At 44.3% G+C, this 20,744-nt stretch carries 23 protein-coding genes; 16 read left to right on the top strand and 7 right to left on the bottom strand.

Annotation, left to right across the window (positions count from 1 at the left end; genetic code table 11):
- The first annotated feature begins 1 nt into the window (after position 1).
- Both H7968_RS04390 and H7968_RS04385 read left to right on the top strand, forming a co-directional pair.
- Complete coding sequence (locus H7968_RS04390) at positions 2-1,342, top strand: ABC transporter substrate-binding protein (RefSeq protein WP_227395011.1); 1,341 nt, start codon at positions 2-4, stop codon at positions 1,340-1,342.
- 18 nt (positions 1,343-1,360) lie between these two features.
- Entirely contained in the window at positions 1,361-2,095 is a 735-nt protein-coding gene (locus tag H7968_RS04385; RefSeq protein WP_227395010.1) for a glycerophosphodiester phosphodiesterase, read from the top strand.
- Here H7968_RS04385 and H7968_RS04380 read toward each other — a convergent pair.
- The 3 genes from H7968_RS04380 to H7968_RS04370 form a co-directional block, all read right to left on the bottom strand.
- Positions 2,084-2,431 (bottom strand): hypothetical protein, encoded by a 348-nt coding sequence (locus H7968_RS04380; protein ID WP_227395009.1) that lies wholly within the window; start codon positions 2,429-2,431, stop codon positions 2,084-2,086. The genes H7968_RS04385 and H7968_RS04380 overlap by 12 nt on opposite strands.
- Positions 2,431-4,011 carry a sensor domain-containing diguanylate cyclase gene (locus H7968_RS04375; RefSeq protein WP_227395008.1) on the bottom strand — a complete coding sequence of 527 codons (1,581 nt, stop codon included), beginning with the start codon at positions 4,009-4,011 and terminating at the stop codon, positions 2,431-2,433. Before H7968_RS04375 ends, H7968_RS04380 begins: the two co-directional genes overlap by 1 nt.
- 176 nt (positions 4,012-4,187) lie before the next feature.
- Positions 4,188-5,624: a DASH family cryptochrome gene (locus tag H7968_RS04370; RefSeq protein ID WP_227395007.1), complete on the bottom strand. Its 1,437-nt coding sequence runs from the start codon at positions 5,622-5,624 to the stop codon at positions 4,188-4,190.
- Positions 5,625-5,897: 273 nt separating this feature from the next.
- On the opposite strand from H7968_RS04370, the gene folE2 reads away from it, so the two are divergent.
- From folE2 to H7968_RS04355, 3 genes are read left to right on the top strand one after another with little or no spacing between them, the layout of a single operon-like run.
- Positions 5,898-6,803 carry a GTP cyclohydrolase FolE2 gene (folE2, locus tag H7968_RS04365; protein WP_406566347.1) on the top strand — a complete coding sequence of 302 codons (906 nt, stop codon included), beginning with the start codon at positions 5,898-5,900 and terminating at the stop codon, positions 6,801-6,803.
- The gene (dcd, locus tag H7968_RS04360) at positions 6,800-7,360 is read left to right on the top strand and encodes a dCTP deaminase (protein ID WP_227395005.1); all 561 of its coding nucleotides are present in this window, start codon (positions 6,800-6,802) and stop codon (positions 7,358-7,360) included. The genes folE2 and dcd overlap by 4 nt, the downstream gene beginning before the upstream one ends.
- On the top strand, positions 7,347-8,279 hold the full coding sequence (locus H7968_RS04355) for a CobW family GTP-binding protein (RefSeq protein WP_227395004.1): 933 nt from the start codon (positions 7,347-7,349) through the stop codon (positions 8,277-8,279). The genes dcd and H7968_RS04355 overlap by 14 nt, the downstream gene beginning before the upstream one ends.
- Before the next feature lie 221 nt (positions 8,280-8,500).
- Here H7968_RS04355 and H7968_RS04350 read toward each other — a convergent pair whose 3' ends face one another.
- A complete protein-coding gene (locus tag H7968_RS04350; RefSeq protein ID WP_227395003.1) occupies positions 8,501-9,568 on the bottom strand; it encodes a saccharopine dehydrogenase family protein in 1,068 nt (355 codons plus the stop codon).
- Between the two features lie 101 nt (positions 9,569-9,669).
- Here H7968_RS04350 and H7968_RS04345 point away from each other — a divergent pair, with 101 nt between their 5' ends.
- Both H7968_RS04345 and H7968_RS04340 read left to right on the top strand, forming a co-directional pair.
- The gene (locus H7968_RS04345) at positions 9,670-10,128 is read left to right on the top strand and encodes an NUDIX hydrolase (RefSeq protein ID WP_227395002.1); all 459 of its coding nucleotides are present in this window, start codon (positions 9,670-9,672) and stop codon (positions 10,126-10,128) included.
- Between the two features lie 58 nt (positions 10,129-10,186).
- On the top strand, positions 10,187-10,696 hold the full coding sequence (locus H7968_RS04340) for a hypothetical protein (protein WP_227395001.1): 510 nt from the start codon (positions 10,187-10,189) through the stop codon (positions 10,694-10,696).
- A gap of 100 nt (positions 10,697-10,796) precedes the next feature.
- On the opposite strand, the gene H7968_RS04335 is transcribed toward H7968_RS04340, so the two are convergent.
- Positions 10,797-11,243: a MarR family winged helix-turn-helix transcriptional regulator gene (locus H7968_RS04335; RefSeq protein ID WP_227395000.1), complete on the bottom strand. Its 447-nt coding sequence runs from the start codon at positions 11,241-11,243 to the stop codon at positions 10,797-10,799.
- A 108-nt stretch (positions 11,244-11,351) separates the two neighbouring features.
- On the opposite strand from H7968_RS04335, the gene H7968_RS04330 reads away from it, so the two are divergent.
- The 5 genes from H7968_RS04330 to H7968_RS04310 all read left to right on the top strand — a co-directional run bounded on the left by H7968_RS04330 (position 11,352) and on the right by H7968_RS04310 (position 15,202).
- Entirely contained in the window at positions 11,352-11,765 is a 414-nt protein-coding gene (locus tag H7968_RS04330; protein ID WP_134375673.1) for an organic hydroperoxide resistance protein, read from the top strand.
- Positions 11,766-11,954: 189 nt separating this feature from the next.
- Positions 11,955-12,425 carry an inner membrane protein YiaA gene (yiaA, locus tag H7968_RS04325; RefSeq protein WP_227394999.1) on the top strand — a complete coding sequence of 157 codons (471 nt, stop codon included), beginning with the start codon at positions 11,955-11,957 and terminating at the stop codon, positions 12,423-12,425.
- A 156-nt stretch (positions 12,426-12,581) separates the two neighbouring features.
- Positions 12,582-13,538 (top strand): hypothetical protein, encoded by a 957-nt coding sequence (locus H7968_RS04320; RefSeq protein ID WP_227394998.1) that lies wholly within the window; start codon positions 12,582-12,584, stop codon positions 13,536-13,538.
- A 33-nt stretch (positions 13,539-13,571) separates the two neighbouring features.
- Positions 13,572-14,036 carry an SMI1/KNR4 family protein gene (locus tag H7968_RS04315; protein WP_227394997.1) on the top strand — a complete coding sequence of 155 codons (465 nt, stop codon included), beginning with the start codon at positions 13,572-13,574 and terminating at the stop codon, positions 14,034-14,036.
- A gap of 92 nt (positions 14,037-14,128) precedes the next feature.
- A complete protein-coding gene (locus H7968_RS04310) occupies positions 14,129-15,202 on the top strand; it encodes a hypothetical protein (protein WP_227394996.1) in 1,074 nt (357 codons plus the stop codon).
- Between the two features lie 160 nt (positions 15,203-15,362).
- Here the strand turns inward: H7968_RS04310 and H7968_RS04305 are convergent, their stop codons facing one another.
- Together H7968_RS04305 and H7968_RS04300 are read right to left on the bottom strand one after the other, a co-directional pair.
- Complete coding sequence (locus H7968_RS04305; RefSeq protein WP_227394995.1) at positions 15,363-16,037, bottom strand: NAD(P)H-dependent oxidoreductase; 675 nt, start codon at positions 16,035-16,037, stop codon at positions 15,363-15,365.
- Between the two features lie 293 nt (positions 16,038-16,330).
- Positions 16,331-17,170, bottom strand: coding sequence for a hypothetical protein (locus H7968_RS04300; protein ID WP_227394994.1), 840 nt, complete (start codon positions 17,168-17,170; stop codon positions 16,331-16,333).
- A 308-nt stretch (positions 17,171-17,478) separates the two neighbouring features.
- Between H7968_RS04300 and rlmH the strand changes: the two genes are divergently transcribed.
- From rlmH to H7968_RS04280, 4 genes are all read left to right on the top strand, one after another.
- Positions 17,479-17,958: a 23S rRNA (pseudouridine(1915)-N(3))-methyltransferase RlmH gene (gene rlmH, locus H7968_RS04295; RefSeq protein ID WP_227394993.1), complete on the top strand. Its 480-nt coding sequence runs from the start codon at positions 17,479-17,481 to the stop codon at positions 17,956-17,958.
- A 153-nt stretch (positions 17,959-18,111) separates the two neighbouring features.
- Positions 18,112-18,837, top strand: coding sequence for a Fic family protein (locus tag H7968_RS04290; protein WP_227394992.1), 726 nt, complete (start codon positions 18,112-18,114; stop codon positions 18,835-18,837).
- A gap of 241 nt (positions 18,838-19,078) precedes the next feature.
- Positions 19,079-19,711: a TetR/AcrR family transcriptional regulator gene (locus H7968_RS04285; protein WP_227394991.1), complete on the top strand. Its 633-nt coding sequence runs from the start codon at positions 19,079-19,081 to the stop codon at positions 19,709-19,711.
- Positions 19,692-20,345, top strand: coding sequence for a CPBP family intramembrane glutamic endopeptidase (locus tag H7968_RS04280; RefSeq protein ID WP_227394990.1), 654 nt, complete (start codon positions 19,692-19,694; stop codon positions 20,343-20,345). Before H7968_RS04285 ends, H7968_RS04280 begins: the two co-directional genes overlap by 20 nt.
- Positions 20,346-20,744: the final 399 nt, after the last annotated feature.

The following is a 20,744-nucleotide window of genomic DNA, read 5'->3' as shown; positions in this document are numbered from 1 at the left end:
AATGAAAAAGCTTTGGATCGGTTCAACGGCAATGGCACTTCTTTTGGCAGCATGTTCTGGTGAAACAGAAGAATCAGTACAGACAACAGATGCAACGGCTTCCACTACAGAAGAAGGTAAAACAGAGGTTGTATTCTGGCACGCGATGAGCGGAGAGCTTGAAACAGCGCTGAACACACTTGTGGATGATTTCAACGCGTCTCAGGATGAGTATGAGGTTGAGCCAGTATTCCAGGGAACGTACGAGGAAGCACTGACAAAGCTGAACACAGTTGCCGGCACAGACGAATCTCCAGCGATGATGCAGGTATTTGAAGTGGGTACAAAATTCATGATCGACTCCGGTCATATCCAGCCGGTTCAGGATTTTATTGATGAAGAAGGCTTTGATACATCAATCTGGGAAGAAAATATCACAAACTATTACAGTGTAGACGGCGTTCAATATTCAATGCCATTTAACTCATCAACACCAGTCCTCATTTACAACAAGGACGCATTTGAAGCAGCAGGACTTGATCCAGAGAAAGCACCAATGACTTACAGCGAGCTAAAAGAGGCTGCAGAAGCACTGACGACGGATACACAAAAAGGCTTCTCGATCCTGAACTATGGCTGGTTCTTTGAAGAAATGGTCGCTGCTCAGGGCGGACTGTTCGTCAATGAAGAAAACGGACGTGCAGGTCAGGCAACAGAAGCTGTTTTTAACGGAGAAGAAGGACTGAACGTATTCAACCTGATCAAAGAGATGTATGATGAAGGTACGTACTATAACTCAGGCCAGAACTGGGATGATATGCGTGCAGCATTCCAGTCAGGTGCAACAGCGATGATTCTTGACTCTTCTGCAGGTGTAAAAGGGATGATCGACAACGCACCATTTGAAGTGGGTGTTGGTTACCTGCCAGTACCGGAAGATGCAGAGCGTAACGGGGTTATTATCGGTGGTGCATCCCTTTGGATGGCTGACGATATCCCGGCTGAACAGAAGCAGGGTGCTTGGGAATTCATGAAGTACGCATCATCTGCTGAAGCACAGGCACAATGGCACGTGGACACAGGCTACTTTGCAATCAACCCGGCAGCTTATGAAGAGCAAATTGTAAAAGACCAGTGGGAGCAGTATCCTCAGCTGAAGGTAACCGTTGATCAGCTAAAAGAAACACAGGCGAACGCAGCAACAGGCGGCGCGCTGATCTCTGTCTTCCCTGAAGCAAGACAACGTGTTGTCAATGCAATGGAAAGCCTTTATCAGGGAGCAGATCCACAGGAAGCACTTGATCAGGCAGTAGAAGAAACAAACCGCGCGCTTGAAGTAGACGCAGCGAAATCAGGAAACTGAACTCAGGGAGGAACCTTCATGACGAACCTTTACGCCCACCGCGGCGCCAGCACCATGTGTCCGGAAAATACGATGGCCGCTTTCAGACAGGCCGTCCGTGAAAAAGCAGACGGCATTGAAATCGATGTACAGCTTTCAAAAGACGGAGAAGCCGTAGTCATTCATGATGAAACCGTTGATCGTACCACAAACGGCACAGGTGCAGTAAAGGACCTCACTGTGATGGAGCTGAAAAAGCTCGACGCCGGCAGCTGGTACAATGAAGCCTGCGCCGGAGAGACCATCCCGCTTTTAGAGGAAGTCTTAAAATGGATTGCCAAAACAAAATTAACCTTAAACATTGAGCTGAAAACCGACGTGGAGCCATATCCGGGTATCGAGCAGGCTGTCCTTGATGCGGTAGAGCGTCACGGGCTGGAGGAGCGCGTCATCCTGTCTTCCTTCAACCCTGACACGCTCCGCCGAATCCGTGAGCTTGATCACGCAGTATCGATTGCGGTTCTTGTCTGGGATAACGTGGACGGTGTGGTCAAAATGGCCCGTCGACTCGGCGCTGACGCCATTCACGCCCGACCGGACTTCATGCGCACTGCAGAAGCCGCCCGCGCAGCCGCATCAGGTCTGCCGATCCGGCTTTATACGGTCAATGAGCCAGAAGACCTTGAAGGCATCGCCCTTTCAGACGTGGACTCACTCTTTACCGACGCCCCGTCGCGTCTGCGCAAAGAACTGGCGGCTGTGTCAGTAGAATAGTTTTGTTATGGAGAAGACCTGGTCCGGTTTGTGGATCGGGTCTTTTTCGTTGATGGGGTCGGTGGGGCGATCGAAAGCGTAAGCGGCTTTAGAAATGTCGATCGGGTTCGCGAATCTGTTGAAAGCGGTGAAGTTTCTGGTGTTAGCAAGGGCAAGGATGTCGTTAGTGTCCCTGAAGCAGCTGAAAATGTGACTAGCCACCGCCTTACTGTCGAAAGCCAGAAACAAAACGTCGATACACAACCCAATTCTGTCGATACCAACCAAAAAGCTGTCGACCGCCGCCCGCGCCTCCAACAAAAAACAGACTCCGCACTCCGCGAAGTCTGCCAACATCAATCTTTTCCAGTCCGAACCCTTCGTTTAGAAGGCTCCTCCCATAACGCATAATCATTTTTTTCCGCATTTTTCACGGAATACATCGCCTGATCCGCTTTATGAATCAGCGTTTCCACATCCTGAGCATCTACCGGGAACCGGCTGACACCAAGGCTGAAACGGATCGGAAGGAATACCTCCCCAAGCTCAAGCGGCTCTTCATTAAACACACGCCGCATCAATCGCAGCTGATGATGCAGATCCTCATCATCCACATAAGTCAAAAACGCGTAAAACTCATCCCCGCCAACCCGCGCTGCGAGCCCTTTTTCACCCACAACACTTTCGAACAGCCGGCCTACATGAATAAGGAAATCATCGCCTGTCTGATGCCCGTACGTATCATTAACCCCTTTAAAACCATCCAGATCAAGAATCAAAAATGCACGATTTTCTTTTAATTCAAGCTCTGTGGCTGCCATTTCATAAAACGAACGGCGGTTAGAAAGTTTCGTAAGCGGATCGTGATAGGCGAGAAAACGGATCGTCTGCTCAGCTTCCTTATAAGAATGAACGTCGCGGATAATCAGCATCAGATACACACGCTGATCAATATAAATGAAATCGCCATCCATCACCACATACTTTTCATTCCCGTCAGCATTGACGATTTTCGTTTCAAAATCAGTAAAACGCGTTCCGGATTCAAACGCCTGCGCAAATCGTTTCAGAGAATCATCCATCCGCTTTTCAGGGAGATAATCCGCAAAGGGTGTGGCTTTAATCCGCTGCAGTCCCATCAGTTTTTTCGCCGCAGGATTGGCACTCTCCACTTCAAAATTCCGGTCAATGAGCATAATAGCAGCCGGATTCAGCGTATACAATGTTGAAAAACGCTTGTGGTAGGAAGCCAGAAAATCAAACTTCCGCATCCCTATACTGAGAGCAAGCGCCCAGATCATCCCGCCGTAAATATACGGATAAGGTGGGATCAGGCCTCTGAAATCGAAATAGCCGAAGATGATATCCCAAAAAAGAACAATGCTCGCAATGATCGAAAGCAGCTTCAAAATCCGCTTCTGAGCATCTACCTTCAATTTTCTCTGAACGGAAATCAACATTAGGATAATCAGCAGGTGAAAAACATTTCCCATGGTCAGCGTGGCAAGATAAGCGTTGTTAAATTCGGGATAAATAAACATTCCGTTTTGTTCAAACGTATCGCTGTTTGTAAAGTTGGTCTGAAATACGATGGATAAAAGAACAGGAAGACCTGGAAGATAAAAAATCCATGGATAAAGCAGGGCAGGAATCTTTTGATGAAGCGGTGTTACTTTAAAAATGAAGTGCATGGAAAAGCATAAAATCAGCAAACCGGCATTTCCAAAAACGTAGGTGATGATGATGGGGCTATAGGAGATATCAACCTGCTGACGGATAAATTCCGACAGAAATAAAATCGCGTAACAGGCAATATACGCACTTAATAAACGGTGTTCAATCCGGCGGGTGTTACGCCAGAAGATATCTGCGGCCATGTACAATAAAATACCAGCCGGAATTAAATAGATGACCATATAAATTATTATTTCTCTCATTTTGTATCACACTCCTGTGTGAAATAGGTCTATCTGAGGTTTTTAACTAAAGTATCTCATATTCTAAGTAAAATAAATAGTTTATTTTGTTAATATTCAAATAATTTAGATTGAAATCGATAAATGTCAACAAAAAATACTCTCTCCCTGTATAACGTAAGGGAAAGAGCATTTGATCACTTCATTGCCTTTAAAAATTTCACTTTCTGCTTTTCCACTGAATCAAACAGTGGCACGATCGGCTTCGGATAGTCCTTCCCAATCACAATCCCCGCTTTCTGCTGATCTTCATCAGTCATTTCATAAGGCGCAAACAGCTTCGGCGGCTTCACGCGTGACAGCTCGGGCAGCCAGTGATGCAAAAACGCACCATCCGGATCATAATCCTTCGCCTGCTTCACGACATTAAACGCCCTAAATTGCAGCGCATCATTGCCGACACCCGCCTGGTACAGCCAGTTACCGTAATTGCTCGCCACATCATAATCAATGAGCAGCGACTCAAACCAGGAAGCCCCCACGCGCCAGTCGAGGCCGAGGTTTTTCGTCCAGAAGCTCGCCACATTTTGACGGGCCCGGTTGGACGTAAACCCTGTCGCAGCAAGCTCCCGCATCGATGCATCGACTAGCGGATAACCGGTGCGGCCCTCCATCCAGGCAGCTTCGTGCTCATCATTACGCTCCCACGGCGGAACCCGGTCACGCAGCCCGGACGCCTGGAACAGATCATCCCCGTAGCGCCGGTGCACCAGATGAAAATAATCGCGCCACAACAGCTCAAAATACAGCCAATACGTGGAGTCATTTTTCACACGCTCTGCCTCATAGCACTGCACCTCCTCCATCACCATCCGCGGTGACAGGCAGCCATGGGCAAGCCACGGTGAAAACTTCGATGAATCATCCTCCTCAAGCATGCCGTTGCGCGTTTCTTTGTAAACGCGAAGCTGGTCAGACTCAAACAAATAATGCTGAAGCCGTTTCAAGCCCTCTGTCATCCCACCTCTGAAGCGAAGTGGCTGTTTAAGTTCTTCAAGCCCGAGCTCCTGCAGGGAGGGAAGATCACCCTCCTCAACATTAAGCTTCTTACCGAGTGGTTGCGGCGCCTTTAAAGGAGGTCTCAATAACGCACCATCCTTCTCAATTCTTTTTCTAAACTGGGAAAACGTATCCGGCACGGCATATGGCTCAAACGGCAAGTCATCCGGATCATATAAATTATGACCGTGATCAATCGTCACCTTTGCCGTCAGCACCTGTCGCACCGCCCGCTCAGCTGTCTGCTCCTCACTGCCAATTTCCTCATGAAAAAACAGCCTCGAAATCCGCATTTTCTCCTGCAGCGCATCAAACACCTCACCCGGATCCCCGAACCGCACCACAAGCGGGATATTCAAATCGTTCAATTCACGGCGCAAATCACGCACACTCTCCATGATAAAAGCAGCCCTGAACCGCTCCGTCTTCTTAAATCCATAACGCGTCTTCTGATAATCCGCAGGATCAAACACATACACACCCACAACCGGCAGCCCGCACTCCACCGCACGCCTCAAAGGCCGGTGATCCACCGTGCGCAAATCCTTCCGGAACCAGACCACAGCAACCTCCATCCAAATCGCTCCCTTAACCGTTTTCCCTATTGTAAAAGCACCCCCTATCCAAGGGGAAATCACAATACGTTGCCGACCCTTTCTGATCCAATTCCCTCAACAAAACGTATCCTCTCAAATAAGAATTATTTCCATTAAGTCGACACTCTTCGACGCGTCATTCGGTCAAAATCCGACAGGTGACTGGCACCTCAGATTTGAATCATCCACATGAATGAGATAGACTGTAAATCGTAATTGTTCTTATTTAAAAAGTCTGAGAGGATGAATGCGATGTTAAATAAAGCATTGCCAACCAAAGAGGAACGTCATAAGCAGTTTGGATCTGTTGATAAGATAAAGGGGACGAAGCCGACGGATAAGGAAAAGATGGCAGATCTCCAGAATGAGAAGAAGGATTATTATTTTGCGATTGATCAGGTGGGGATCTCGAATATCCGCTACCCGGTTTTCATTGAATCGGAGCGTGCACCAGTATTCCAGCAGACAGAAGGGATTTTTAAGCTGACGACAAGCCTGCCGGATTCTGAAAAAGGCATTAATATGAGCCGTCTTCCGGAAGCGCTGCATGCTTTTTATGAAGCGCAAAAACCACTCACATTCGAAACGCTGCGTGAGCTGACAGGGGATATTGCCGGACGCATGAAGCAGGAGAATGCGCATATTGAGGTCACATTCCCGTGGTACACCGAGCGAAAGAGCCCGGCGATGGAAGTATCCGGTCTGCATCACACACACGTCACCCTGGCTTCCTCCTGGCAGGCAGACGGAAAACGTACGGAATCCATCACGATGAAGGCCAAGGTTGCGACTTTGTGTCCATGTTCAAAGGAAATCAGTGAGTACAGCGCACATAATCAGCGCGGCGTTGTTACGGTGAATCTACAGTTTGATAGCGGGCAGCTGCCGAAATCATATAAAGAGGACCTGCTTCACGTGCTCGAATCCAACGCAAGTGCAGCACTGTATCCGATTTTAAAACGGCCGGATGAAAAGTTTGTCACGGAACAGGCTTTTGAGAACCCGCGTTTTGTAGAGGATCTGATCCGTCTGATCGCCTCTGAGCTGTATGAAACCGGATGGGTACGTGCGTTTGAAATTACGTGTGAAAATCAGGAGTCGATCCACCTGCACGATGCCTACGCCCATTTAAAAGTGGACAAGGAGCGTCAGCGATGATTTTATCAGGCAAATCGATTCGTGAAAAACTGTCAAACGGAGAGCTTGACGTCTCGCCCTATACAGAAGAACAAATTCAGCCGGCCTCTATTGACCTGAGGCTTGGCGAGCACTTTTTAACGATTGATGAGCATGCAGGCACCGCACTGTCGATGGAGGAGGAAGCAGCTTACCGGAGCGTACGCGTGGAAAAAGGCGGAACGATTGTCATTCCGCCTCAATCTTTTTTACTCGCGACCACGGTTGAATCCGTGCGTCTGCCGTCTCATCTAACAGCATTTGTAGAAGGCAGAAGCTCGATCGGACGACTCGGGCTCTTCATTCAGAATGCCGGCTGGGTCGATCCCGGATTTTACGGTCAGATCACACTGGAGCTATTTAATGCGAACCGACTGCCAATCACGCTGACGCCAGGCCGCAGAATCTGTCAGCTCGTTGTCGCAGAAGTGGACCAGCCGGCTGACCCGTATGAGGGCAAATATCTCGGGCAAACCGATGCCACCGCCAGTCGGATCTTTTTAGATCAGGAAAGGGTGAAGCGTGATGAAACCCACTGAAATCCTGCTTTTAAGCGGATTTTTAGGAAGCGGAAAAACAACGCTGCTACAGCGATTTCTTGAAAAAGAAAAGCAGACAGGACGAAAAGTAGCCGTCATTATGAACGAAATCGGTCAGTACTCCGTCGACTCCCACGCTGTCGGGGAAGACACGCCGCTAAAGGAGCTGTTAAACGGCTGTATTTGCTGCTCCATGAAGGACGAGCTCGAGCTCACATTGCTGTCACTGTTTACGCAGGAGCAGCCGGACGTCATCTATATCGAAGCCACAGGCGCGGCACACCCGGTTGATATATTAGACGCCTGCCTGCACCCGCTCATTGCGCCTTACGTCAACCTGCGCGCTGTCGTCAGCCTGGTCGATACAGAAAAATGGCTCATCAAAAGCCGTCTCAGCCCGCAAATCAGCACACTGCTCACCGAACAAATCCGTCATGCAGATGACATCGTGCTCAATAAAATGGACCGTGTGAGCGAGCTTGACATGGCGACGGCAGTAGCAGAAATAAAGGAAATCAACAGTCATGCAACGATCCATCAGGTCTCATTCGCTGCAGTGAGCCCTGATAAAATCGGACAACGTACCGGGCAAAAAGACGATCATATTCCCGTCACCACAACCAGCCTGAAAATCCAGTCTTATACATACGGATTTACAAACGCGATTTCAAAAGAACGCTTCGAAGAATGGCTGCGCCAGCTTCCGGACACCATTCACCGCATCAAAGGATTCGTCCAGTTCGAACAAGGCAAAACAACACAAATCCAATACTCATACGGCATCCCGATCTACACCGACGAAATCATGAAGCTGCCGATGAACTTGGTACTCATTGGCGAGTCGCTTGATAAAGAGAAGTTGAGAGAAGAATTAAATGCGCTGGAACATCCATTACTTGCAAAAAACCGGTCCAGATGAGGACCGGTTTTCTTTGGGATTATGTTTCTTTCAGGGGAAATTTGATAGACTTTGATACTGATTATGAGGACTTACCGATTTATTATGCGCACTTTTCTGTTTATTTTACCTACTTTCCAGCCTATTTTGCGCACCTATCTTTCAGCAAAATAAAAAAGCCCTCAAAAGAAGGCTTTTTAAATTGTATTCGACAAACTTCGACGGGTGCCTGGCACCTCAAACTATTCCTCCACCTCAAACGCACCCGACCCAGGCAGCGCCTCCACAAGCCCCGAACCAAACAACCCGGCAGGCGTAAAGCTGCCGCTTGGCAGGTCGCGGCCGAGGATGCGGCGTACCATTTCAAGAGAGCCGTAAACAGTGAGATCATATCCGTTAGCAGTCTGCAGACGGACGGTTTTTGTGCGGCCGTCTGCAGCTTTTGCTTCGCCCCACACAAAAGACGGCGAAGTGGAGCGGGTTTGTTCATCGGGTCCGCTCACCTTTTTGTCCACCCATTTCAGCAGCTGCTTTTGAACCGGCTTCGTGCCAAGTACGGGTCCGAAAAAAGACATGACACGCGCGTTGCGGATATTTTTCTCCGGCATCGGAATCCAGGTCGAGATCGTCGGGATTTTCGTTGTATGGTAAGCCGTTGAGACATCTCCCCATGGAATCGCCGTTGCTGAACGTGCCCCGCGTCCAAAGTCGATCATTCTCTTTTTAGAGCCCATTGGAAACGTCACGATTTTTCCGTCGCGACGCTCAGCACTCCCTTTAGAGAGGCCATGAATCATCGTTTTCGTTGTGCCGGGTGACATCCCTGATTTAGAGTGGAAGCCAAGCGCAAGCTCGACCGCATCCGGCATGAGTTCCTTCAGCTTATGCGCTGTGCAGTCAGTCGGAATCACGTCAAAGCCGACACCAGGACACAGCACGATCCCTTTTTCAGCCGCCCGCTCAGACATCTTCGGCGAATGGATTATCTCAAACACGCCGATCTCACCCGTGATATCAAGATAATGAGCACCAGCAGTCAGGCACCCCTCCACCATCTGCTTACTCGTCAGTAAAAACGGTCCCGCACAATGCAGCACTAGCTCCATCCCATCAAGCGAATCCGCTACCACGCCAGCATGATCAAGCGCAAATACACGTGACTCAAGTCCAAGCTCAGTTGCCAGCTTCTCAACGGCTTCTTTATTCCGTCCGGCAAGCACAGGCGTCAGCCCATCCTTCACAGCCTGACGCGCAATCAGCTCCCCTGTATAGCCATTCGCCCCATAAATCATCCACTTTCCACTCTTCATCTGACTCACCCTTTCCATCCCCAAGATTGTCTAACAGTATACCAGTAATAAGAAAAAAATTCCTTTTTCGTGCTACACTAAATGAAAAAAGGAACTCACTCATGGACTACATCACATGGATTCGAAGCAAAACCGGACCCGCACCGATCATCCTCAATTTTGCAGGCGCGTGCCTATTCAATTCAGAAGGAAAACTCCTGCTCCAAAAACGTGGAGACAGCGGTAAATGGGGACTGCCCGGCGGTGCCATCGAGCTCGGTGAATCCTCAGCCGAAGCCGCCATCAGAGAAATATTCGAAGAAACAGGTCTCAAAATGAAGATCGACCATTTAATCGGTATCTACTCAAAATACGAAGACACCTATCCAAACGGAGACCGTGCCCAAACCATTGTTCATTTATTTAAAGGGAAGCAGACAGACGGTTCATTAAAAGTGGACGGAAACGAAACAATGCAGTTGAAGTACTTTTCACAGGAGGAATTGCCTGAGTTATTCAATAGACAGCATGAGGAGATGGTGAGAGATGGGTTTGAGGGGGTTAGTGGGGTTTGGCGGTGAAATCTGAACAAAAATCCTCATGGAAGACTATGTTAAAATAAAAGAGGGGGTGTACTAATTGAAAAGACTCATATTATTTATCGTTTTTTTAACTATAATCACAGCAGGATGTGCAGATGACCAGCCTGTCTACATACCTTTATCATCAACAGAACTGGAACAGTTTATAGAAGAAAACGGGATTGAACCATTGGCGATAGAAGAATTACAAGGTTCTACGATTGTGTTGTCTGAACAGAGTATTTACTATTTATCAAAAAGTGGAGACGAAATCATCGAAAATCGCACCAGCTGGAGCGGCAATACGAATAAAAAAGTTCACCTCGGCATCACGGGTACGGGAAGTCCACATGCTCAAGTGATCATCCATGATGAACAACTTTTAAGCGAGGCCCACACGGTGGAAGTTAGATTCAGTGATGGAAAAACGACAACGAAAGAAGTAGGCAGCTCAAAAGGCCTGCTGTTGTTTTACGATAAAAATAAGAGCAACCTGGCCATTCACACCCAGGTAGAATTAAGTATTTATGACAGGGAAGATAACGTGATTTACACAAACGATGCCTGAGCCGGTTGATAATGGGCGAAGAACGACGTATTAAGTACAAAAGCCTGGGAATGCCCCAGGCTTTTGTCTATGATCAATGATTCTAAAAAAACCCTCTCTTTCAACAAGTCTCCTTCTCCTCAACAAGCCCTAACTTCACAGACAAATCATCCAGCATTTCTTTATAGTGCGCGTATTCCTCTGCACTCAAACCTAACACATCATTGATCTTAGCCGGTACATCGAGTGCTTCTTCCTGCAGCGCATGCCCCTTTTCAGTGAGCTTAATCACAAGCTGGCGTTCATCATCCGGATTTCGACTTTTTTCGACATAGCCGTTCACGATGAGCTTTTTCACAACCGGCGTAAGGGTGCCGGAGTCGAGCTGGAGCCGCTTCCCGATTTTACTGAGTGGCACATGATCCGCCTCCCACAGCACGAGCATCACGAGGTACTGCGGATACGTCAGGTTGAGCGGGGCAAGATAAGGCTGGTAGCGCTTGATAATCTCCTTGGAAATTGAGTAAAACGGAAAACACAGCTGATTCGATAAATGTAATGGGTTCAAAAAATCTCCTCCCAAGAGTCATATTGGTTGCAAAGTCTTTTTCATTGTGTAAAATTAGATTGTGTACAATATAATTCTAACATAAATGATCTCAAGGAGGAACCAATCATGAAAAAACTATTTACAGCAACAGCAACGGCACAAGGTGGACGTGAAGGTAAGGTACGTTCAGAAAGCGGCGTACTCGATCTTGAACTGACAACACCAAGACCGGATGCCAAGCCAAACGCAACCAACCCTGAAGAGCTGTTCGCAGCAGGCTACTCTGCATGCTTCGATTCAGCGATGAGCATCATTGCCATGCAGAAAAAAATCGAGCACACAGGCACCGAAGTCACAGCCCACGTATCCCTGAACAAAGGTGACGCAGGCTACATCATCTCAGTCGACATGGACGTACTCGTAAAAGGCGTAGACGAAGAAACAGCCCAGAACCTTGTCCACGCAGCCCACGAAGTCTGCCCATACTCAAACGCAACACGCGGCAACGTAGATGTTAACTTTACGGTGCATGTGGCATAATCATATACAAGAAGCCAGAGCGTAAAAACTCCGGCTTTTTTTATGTGCATATGGAAAAACCTTCACACTCTTCTAAATGTTGTTTACAAGCTTCATAGATCAAGTATAAGATGATGGTAAACAATAGAAGCAATCGAGCATAAGGTCATATAAAGACCACGACATGAACGAAAGTGAGGAGAATGGCACATGGCAGAAGTAAAAGAAAGCTCATTCATGCAGGATGACGAGAAAAAACCGAGGATCAAGGTGGAGCGAAAGCCCGGAGAACCAACCCCTGCCTTTAAAGGCGCAAGCTGGGCAGCACTTGCGATCGGGCTCTCCGCGTACCTGATCGGCCTGTTCAACGCCGCCATGGAACTGAACGAAAAAGGCTACTACTTTGCCGTACTCGTATTCGGCCTTTACTCAGCTGTATCCCTGCAAAAAGCCGTCCGTGACAAAGAAGAAGACATCCCGGTCTCAGGCATCTACTACGGCCTCAGCTGGCTCGCCGTCATCATCGCGATCCTCCTCATGGCCATCGGACTCTACAACGCAGGCAGCATCATCCTGAGCGAAAAAGGCTTCTACGGCATGGCATTTGTTTTGAGCCTGTTTGCAGCCATCACGATTCAGAAAAACATCCGCGATACGCAGCAGGCGAAGGAGCGGGGGTAATAGGGATGTGAGAACCTCTGGGGACAGGGGTTTTTTGTATGTTGAAAAACCACTATCGAAACTAGTAAATAGTAAAGATTAGCTGAATATCTGTTCGAAAATTAAAGTGAATGAAGTGGTTGTGCATGTTGTTATAAAATTTAGGGAGAGCTGCAAATGGATCAGGAGAAAAAGAGATCTAAATCGACGGGCAAACAAGTATTTCCGAAATATTTATTTATTATCACGATTATCATATCAATACTCGTTTCAGGCTCAGTTGGATATGCCACGAGCCGGGTAGTTATAAATGCCAGTGATCGTGAAGCTTCTGAGATGAAGTTGTTGAAAGAAGACATGATGAAAGCCAGAACGGACTCGATCAAAGTCATCGAAACGGAAGTACCAAAAATAATGAGTGATTTGGAAAAATATAATCAGGACATCATTTTAATCAACGAGAATATTAGCTGGCTGGATAAAAATTTGGCCCCTATAACAGCGGCAACGGATCAGTTTGACACGGCTATTTCTTTCATTGTTAACGCCAACTCTCTTGTTAAAATTCCGGTTGTTGATAAAGTGAGTAGCGAATTATCTTTTGCCCAGGTTCAGCTTGAGGATATAAATGGCATGTTAATTCATCTAGAGGACTTATCCTTAATTCAAAAAGAGATCAGTTATTCCCATCAGAAAGTGGAGTTATTGTATGCGGAATATGAAAAAGATAAGAGTGTAGACCAATTGCTCCTGATCCAGGAAGAATTAGACTCTAATTTGATCTATCAGATTGAAGATTTGAGAACCCTTACACCAGAAGCTTATGAGGTTTTTGAAGTCTCATCAAACGTCTTATTGACCATTGAACAGATCAAATCTATGTATAACTCGATTGAGGAGACAGGAAAAAATGCGCTCAAAACGATTCAATTTTGGAAAGAAAATGAAGAGGATCCTGAGATCGGATCAGATATTAAAGAAGATTTAAAAGAAGACTTCAAAACATCTAAAGAAGATCTTCAAAATCTGCCTGATGAATTAACGCAACGATCAAAAGAGACGATCAATTCGATCAATCTCGTTCAACAAGAGCTTCAAACTTTAAAAATGACACAGATGGTTATTGGTGAATGATCACTCTACGCAAACCCTTAAAGGAGCAAACCTATGACAAACCTATTTCGAACCGGCAAAGACCCTTCTGAGCTGGAGCCGCTAAATGATGACATGATCGCACACGCTGAAAGCACACTTGGCGTTACGCTGCCGGATGCCTATAAAGAAACGATGCGCCTTCAAAATGGCGGACATTTAGAGAAGAATCTGCATCCTTTCCTTTGGAATGACGAACCGGACATTCTTGTTATTGACGATCTAATGGGGGTCAGCAAAAGCAACACTGTAGGCATTTTACTGAGTCATTACCTGATAGAAGAATGGGGGCTGCCGACAGGAATAGTCATCCTCTCAACACAGGGTTCGACAGGCATTGCGCTTGATTACCGCGACATCCAGCCATCTGACGAACCATCTGTTATCTATTATGATGCGGATGCGAAGGAGGAACAGACTCTTGCCAAAAGCTTCGCGGACTTTTTGACGCAGCTGTTCAATGATCATCAGATTGAATAAGATCAAAGTAAACAAAGCTCACGCATAGCGATGAGCTTTTTCTGTTTGTTATATACTGTAATAAAATATGAGTTCATTTAAGGAGAATTTTATTGAGTTATTTAAAAACGATTAATCATGATTTGCATGGTATAAAAAAATTGCTCTTGTTTAATGATGATAACAATTTTAATAGTGTAGCTGTATATTCTCTTTTCCGTGATAGTTGTTTAATGTTATATGAGATCATAAATGTACTTAAAAGCGATGGGATTTTGAAAGAAGAAATAGCTATTTATAAAAAAATTGAACCTATACGTCATAAAATAAAATCCAGTCAAGGCAAGAGTAATAGAGACATTTTTAATAAAATACTTGATACTCATTTTAATTTATTTGGGGATGATATTGATAACTTAGGATTTTATTTAGACAGAGGTAATCTTGTTGGGAGCACATTGTATGTTACTTATGTATATGATGAGACACCGTTTTTTAACTCGAAAGATACTGAAGGGAGGATAAGAGACTTCTCTAAAGAAATCGGAAATAATATGGCTGTAATTATAGATTCTATTAATCAACCCGTTTTATTACCTTCGAATAAAACACTTTCTATTCAGCAAGAAGATTATGAGTGCAAAGATGTTTGGCATAAAAGACTTTTTAAAGAAGATTTAGTTACAAATGTTTGCTTAATGAGATTACTTATAATACAAAATGAGATTTCAAGTTGTCTCTGGATAAAAAAACATTTGAATCATGATAAAAAAGAATTTAGCCTAGATAAATATTTACTTTTAAGACTATCTTCTATTAGATTTTATCAAACAATGGAAAATTTAATTGACATTAAAGATAGAGCATCGCAACAATACTCTGCTTTAACATTGAATGATTTAGATGAGCTGTTACTTATATACAAAAAGAATCTACAAAAAGAGACAAAGAAATTAAGGAATCTATTACACTACAACAATGAACAGGTGAATTTCTTTGATTATGTAGAAGGAAAACTTGAAGAAAACAATAAGTATGCTGATAATTTACTTCAGGTTATTTTAAATGATTTCTTTCCGATTATACAGCGTAAAATATCAGACGTATTAAATGTTTCAGCAATTGAAAGTATGAGTGACTGGGAGAAAATAATGAGAAGGATTAAAACAAAAATTAAATTGATTTAAAAGAAACAAGAAGGATCCGCCGGAATGTACACCCTGAATCATTCAAGAACTAACTTTAAACAGATTAGAAAATAGCCATATTAAAACCCCCGTCCTACATCAAATCAGGACGGGGATTATCAGCGTGCTGCGTTATCTCTGCACGCAAGCTTAAAAGTCATCATTCAACCCACTGCACAACCTCTTTTTGACTGAGTCTGCGTTTTGGGCTCTCGGGATCTTTGTCGCGGAATCCGAAAGCGGCCATGACGGAGATGCCGAATTCTTCCGGGTCTAATAATCCTTCGTTTACAAGAATTTCTGTTGCTTTTTCCATATTGAATCCTTCAATCGGACATGAATCAATCCCGATTTGAGCGGCAGCCGTTAACATGTTACCAAGGGCAATGTAGGTCTGCTTGCTGGCCCAGTCGAAGAGTGCGCGGTCGCTTTCGTATAAGTTCAGGTCGACCTCCTGGAACTGTCTGTAAGCCTCCGTGATCTTCTCGATCGCAGACTCCGGAACCTTCTTTTCATTCCTTAACAGGTTTTGTACATAATCCGAATCAGCCCGTGCGCCTTTACGCGCAAGAAGAATCACAACGTGGCTGGCCGTAGGGAACTGACCCTGCGCACCAAAACTGACTTCCCGCAGCTTTTCCCTGACCTCCATATCCTGAACCACCAGAAATCGCCACGGCTCGTACCCGACAGAGCTCGGTGAAAGTCTTCCCGCCTCTAAAATAAAATCAAAATCCTCATCTGAAATTTTCCTGCTCGGATCAAAAGCCTTTGTGGCGTGTCTGAACAGATAAGCATCCAAAATCTCCTGCTTTTTTGTTGACGTACTATTCATCTCTCACAACACCTTTCTCCGATTTTCATAAACAAATTACATTCTACGCCAACCCTTCAGGTGAATGAAAAAGATCTGTTTGAGGAACGTGCTCGGGTTCACCGGGACGTATATGGTGAATCATTCGGTTCGCTAAATGGTGGTTAGGTAATAAAAGAGTTTTATTGATTAATTCTTAACATTCTTTTAACGGCTGCCAACCCCGTGAAAGAACAGATCCAACCTACTAAACACAAAAAAGCTTGGTTAGATCCCAAGCTTTCTTTATGTCGTGCTTATTCAATTAAACCCCGTCAGCTTAACAACCTGGGGTAAACGTCTCTTATATAATCCGGCATATCATCTTCTTTTATCGCTGCGATTTCCTCTAATGTGGTGCCTTCTTCTAATAGAAGATTCACAAGTTCCCAACCAACAAAATAGACTTCTCGTTCGTGGTTTGTGGTTCCAGTGCCAAATGTGAACCTGGTGATTAATTCTGATGATGAGTCATCTAAATAGGGCATGATTCCTTTTATGATGTCTGTTCTGCTTGATTGACAGGAGTCGAACCATCCTTCTTTGTGTTCGATATAACATTGATCTTCTTTACCAGGTACCAAATGTTTGCTGACTTGTGTGGCCAAACCTTCTCGTAAAATGGTTGAAGCGATCGTTCTTTCCCAGCCTGCTGTTAGATTGGCAGTGGCTGAATGGACGATATGCGTTAACTCGTGAGAAAGCGTAATATCAGAGTCTCCACATTCAACGGGAATGCACATGGCCAATCGCTCCTCGTCATAAGGTGCAACAAAAGCATTCCTTTCAAATCCGCCAACAAAATAAACTAAAACCAAATTAATTGATTCTGTACACCCCAATAAAGATTTTACTTTTGATAAATAGTTTTCAACCGATTTTTGCTCCGGCTGCCAACTCCTTATGTAATCGACCTGCTCAGTATATTGATCCCAGGCGTCATCCAATAGCTTTCTCGCCATTTTTTCACCTTCATCACCTGGAGGTACCGCCGCAAAATGATAGTGTTCTTTCCATAAATCCCATCGCTCATCACGATCCATACCTTCAACACGAGCCCTTTCATAAAAAGCCAAAAACTTCGGCACCAGATTGATCAATTCAATCCTATCCACATTCCCCACCCACCTCACTATGTCATATAAAAAGTTTACGGAAAAGTCAGATAAAAGGTTTCGGTAAAATGAATCACGTGATGGTATATGGTGAATCATTCGGGTTCCTAAATGAAGGTTAGATGATAAAAGAGTCTTGTTAAACAATCCTTAGCATCTCCAAAGCAGCCTGGAGCGGATGCCATACCCACTACAGAAAGATTCGTTACTATAAACTCAAAAAGCTCACCCCTAAGAAGTGATGAGCTACCCGCAACCCCACCAAAAAATGATACACTTAAACCACTTATCGCGCCGGAGGGATCACCATGAAAATCAGTATTATCACAGTCGGCAAGCTGAAGGAAAAATACCTGAAGCAGGGCATTGCCGAATACACGAAACGCCTGAGTGCCTATGCCACCATCGACTTAATCGAAGTCCCGGACGAAAAGGCACCCGAAAACCTGAGCGAAGCCGACATGACCATCGTCAAACAAAAAGAAGGCGAACGCATCCTCGCCAAAATCGCACCCGACACCCACGTCATCACCCTTGAAATCGATGGCAAACAGCTCACCTCCGAGCAACTCGCCAAAGAACTCGACCAGCTCGCCACCTACGGCAAAAGCAAAATCGCCTTCATCATCGGCGGTTCACTTGGCCTGAGTGATGAAGTGAAGCAGCGGAGTAACTATGCATTGTCGTTTTCAAAGATGACATTCCCGCATCAGTTGATAAAGCTGGTGTTGCTGGAGCAAGTTTATCGGAGTTTTAGGATTGTGAGGAATGAGCCGTATCATAAGTAAGAGCAGTTGATTCGAATAACAAAACGATGATTCGATCCTAATGGGAACGTCGATGATAGATATAAGTGAATAATTTGAGGTGCTGATGCTATTTCAGCCTAATTTACATTTTGATCATTAGTAAGAACTCTTCTAACTAAAGGCGATGAAACGATGTTAGGACAAATTGATTTGAAAAAGCAACAGCTTGATGCTAAGCGGCCATTACCTAAATACACAGTCCAAAGCTTGAGGGAAAAGTTATTTTTAGAATGGACGTATCATTCCAATGCGATTGAAGGAAATACATTAACAATTAAAGAAATGAAAGTAGTCCTTGAAGGGATTACGGTCGGTGGTAAGACGATGCGAGAGCATTTAGAAGTGATCAATCACAGAAGTGCGATTACTTATGTTGAGGACATTGTTCGTAAAGATGAGCCTTTGTCGGAGTGGCAAATCAAAAAATTGCATCGCCTAAATTTAAAAGGGATTGATGATGAATTTGCAGGTGTTTATCATAATGAGCAAGTCTTTATTTCAGGAGCTGTTCATACACCGCCTCCACCATTTAACATTCAGGAACAAATGAATCACTTAATGACTTGGTATGATCGCGATGCACAAGCTTTACATCCAATCGTGAGAGGAGCAATGCTACATGCCATCTTTGTAGGCATTCATCCTTTTATTGATGGCAACGGGCGTACTTCAAGGATGTTACTAAATCTGGAGTTAATGAAATCGGGTTACTCCCCAATCATTATCCGGGTAGAAAATCCGTTGGATTACTATAATGCACTAGATAAAGCCCATACAACAGAGGATTATAACGATTTTATTGAGTTGCTTGCCAAAGAAGTAGAGGCGTCACTAGACCTGTATTTGAGTACAGTATAAGCTGCTATTAACATCATTATTAAAAGTCATTCACTTTATATATGATACAAAATGAAGTTAAACAACAGTCTCAGATCCAGATACTTTAGATGAATTTTCAAACAATGATTTATCAAAGGACATCCTCCACACACAAATGGATGTCCTATTTTTTATGATCTCAAAAATAATGGTTGTAAAAATTAGAAATATTTTCTATGATTATATTGACTGATTATTCAATCGAAAATGAGGTAGAGAGATGCCGAGAGATGAACACAAGAATGTTGAGATTAGAGATGCAAGAAGAGAGCAGATATTAAATGCTGCTGCCAAAGTGTTTGCCCGCAGAGGGATGGCGGCCGCTAAAATTAGTGATATCGCGCAGGAAGCCCAGTTAAGTCATGGACTTGTGTATCACTATTTCAAATCTAAGGAACAAATCTTTGTCACCTTAGTCAAAAAAGCTTCTGAAAGTTCTATAGAGGTTGTAAACGAAGCGAAACAACTCAAAGGAACACCTATTGAAAAATTAAAGTGGATGACAGAAACAATTTTAAAGGGGATTGTCACTGGAGATCGCATCTATCTTTTCCTCATCATGATCCAGGCAAGCACATCAGATGCAGTGCCGGAAGAAGTAAGAGAGATTTTAACCAACAGTGCCAACTCGCCAGTAGCAGCCACGATTCCGATCATCATAGAAGGGCAAGCCGAAGGTGAAATCATTCAAGAGGATCCGATGAAATTAGCTGTCGCTTATTATGCATTTATTCAGGGGTTAGCGATCAACAAAATTCAGTGGCATGAATGTCCTATGCCTGATGCAAATATCATACTAAGTGTATTTTTGATGAGAGCCGGGGAGGATCAGGATGCTGTTAGAGATCAGTAAAAACACGAGAATCGCCGTTCTTTTATCGCCACTGGTTATCATTTTAATCGGCTTTGTAACAGCCACTATTTTTTCTCGTTTTATCAATGAATGGGCATGGATCCCACTGGCGCTCGTTTACTGGACTTCCCTTGCATTATGTATCGCTTTTTTCAAAGGAAACAAACGGGTAAAAGACTGGTTAAAGAAATCCAAACCTTCAAAACTATCAATCAGTCTCGCTTTAATATTCGGTTTGTTCCCTATGTCCATTTTAATCATGAACGTTCATTTACTTGATTCGCCATTAATCATTGTTCTTTGGGTTGCCTTTGCGCTCATTAACCCCTGGTTTGAAGAGCTATATTGGCGAGGTCTTTTATTAGATGCTGCCATAGAGTGGTTTCCTAAATGGATCAGCGTAGGGTATTCTACATTATTTTTTATGCTGAGCCACCCATTAATGTGGGGCGTATTTTCCATTGCAAATAGCCATTATCATGTGTTCATCAATTTATTACTATTAGGGATTGTGTGGTCGGTCATTTATTTTAAAACCAGGAGCTTGAGGTGGGCAATATTCTCACACTTCTTGGTCAATATCGGGATTATGACGGTGCCTGTGTTTTTGAATATTTATGTTCCGCCGATGTAAGTTTAAAACTTTCTTGTTAAGTAATCCAGTTCATTTAATCGACCTATATACTAAATAGCTCACGCCTAGATCTAAGATGACGTTTCCGCATTAGTTGGATAAGCTGATGCTGTTGGAGCAGGGGGATCGGAGGTTTAGGATTATGAGGAAAGGACCTTATCATAAATGATCTGGATTAAATAAAATTATAAGTTTAAAAATTATATTAATATAAAGCTAATCACTATTAGCAAAGATAACTAATGTAAAATAAACTAAAGATAATTTTAGTAGATTGTATTAATTTATTCTATGAAACGGGAAGAGAAATTTTTTAATTCTTTTTTTTTCCAAGAAATAGCTGTAAAATATGATGTATATTTAAAAGGAATCTATTAACTTCATGAAGTAAAATAGGGG

Origin of the sequence: Jeotgalibacillus aurantiacus (assembly GCF_020595125.1) — a bacterium.
Lineage (GTDB): Bacteria > Bacillota > Bacilli > Bacillales > Jeotgalibacillaceae > Jeotgalibacillus > Jeotgalibacillus aurantiacus.
This window is presented reverse-complemented; position numbering and strand designations above follow the sequence as displayed.